Genomic DNA, 1309 nt, shown 5'->3' on the forward strand with positions numbered 1-1309 from the left:
GGTGCAGAACTACTTTACGGGTAGCCAGTACAAGATCGAGAAGGTGGTGTTTGACGACGGCACAGTATGGGATGGAACTGTGCTGGATGCGGCCCAGATACTGCCCACTGGCGCCAGTTTGACTGCCACCACTGGGAATGACTTGATCGACCTGAGGAATGTGGCGAACACCACTGCTTACGGCGGAGGGGGCGATGATACCTATTTGGTGGACAGCGCCAACGATGTACCGTCAGAGAATCTCAATAGCGGGACAGACTCAGTGCACAGCTCAGTGAACTATACGCTGGGCGCAAACATAGAGAACTTGAGTCTTACAGGAATTGCGGCAATTAACGGCACGGGAAATGCGTTGAATAATGTAATTAAGGGCAATGCAAGTGCCAACACTCTTACGGGTGGTGCAGGAGCAGACATGTTGGAAGGTGGTGATGGAGACGACACATATCATTTCTCGCTTGGCGACGGCGCTGACATTATCGTTGATAGTAACGGCAATGATCAGATTACTCTTGGTCAAGGGATATCTGATGCAGATGTGACTGTAAGCCGTGCCGCTGGCATAGTAAAGCTTGCATATTCTGCCACGGACAGCATCGGTTTCGTTGAGACCTCACCGGGTGAGTATGCTGTGGAGAGTGTTGTGTTTTCGGGCGGCGTGATATGGACCGCAGCCGATCTTACTCAGAAGCTAAGTAGCTTCAACGATGCGCCGACAGGTTCGGTCAACGTAAGTGGCATAGCCAAGCAGAATCAGACACTCACAGCTGCCAACACCTTGGCGGATGCAGATGGTTTGGGCATTATCGCTTATCAATGGCAAACATCGACTGACGGTGCAATCTGGACGGACGTCGTTGGTGCAACTTCAAATTACTTTAACCTTGCAGAAGCGCAAGTGGGTCAACAAGTTCGCGTAAATGCTAGCTACACTGACGGGCACGGTACTTTGGAAAGAGTATCTAGTGCTGCAATAGCAGCAGTAACAAATGTCAATGACGCACCTACAGGATCAGTCACGATCAGCGGAGCGGCCGCTCAAAATCAGACCCTCACGGCGATGAACACTCTGGTCGATTCGGATGGCCTAGGTACTATTAACTATCAATGGAAAGCCAACGGTGTGAACATTGTAGGTGCGACATCTAGTACGTTTAACATGCTCGAAGCACTGGTTGGGAAGAACATCACAGTTGCGGCCAGCTACACTGACGGACACGGTACATTTGAAAGCATCGACAGCAGCGCAACGACAGCAGTCGCTAACGTGAATGATGCTCCAACAGGCGCAATCACCATCAGCGGTACT

At 51.0% G+C, this 1309-nt stretch carries 1 protein-coding gene; it reads left to right on the top strand.

Annotation, left to right across the window (positions count from 1 at the left end):
- Window positions 1-1309, top strand: a 1309-nt coding sequence (locus ACYPYQ_RS13535) for a calcium-binding protein (RefSeq protein ID WP_459724443.1), incomplete at both ends; no start/stop codon positions are given.

The sequence above is a fragment of the Sideroxyarcus sp. TK5 genome (assembly GCF_054601595.1).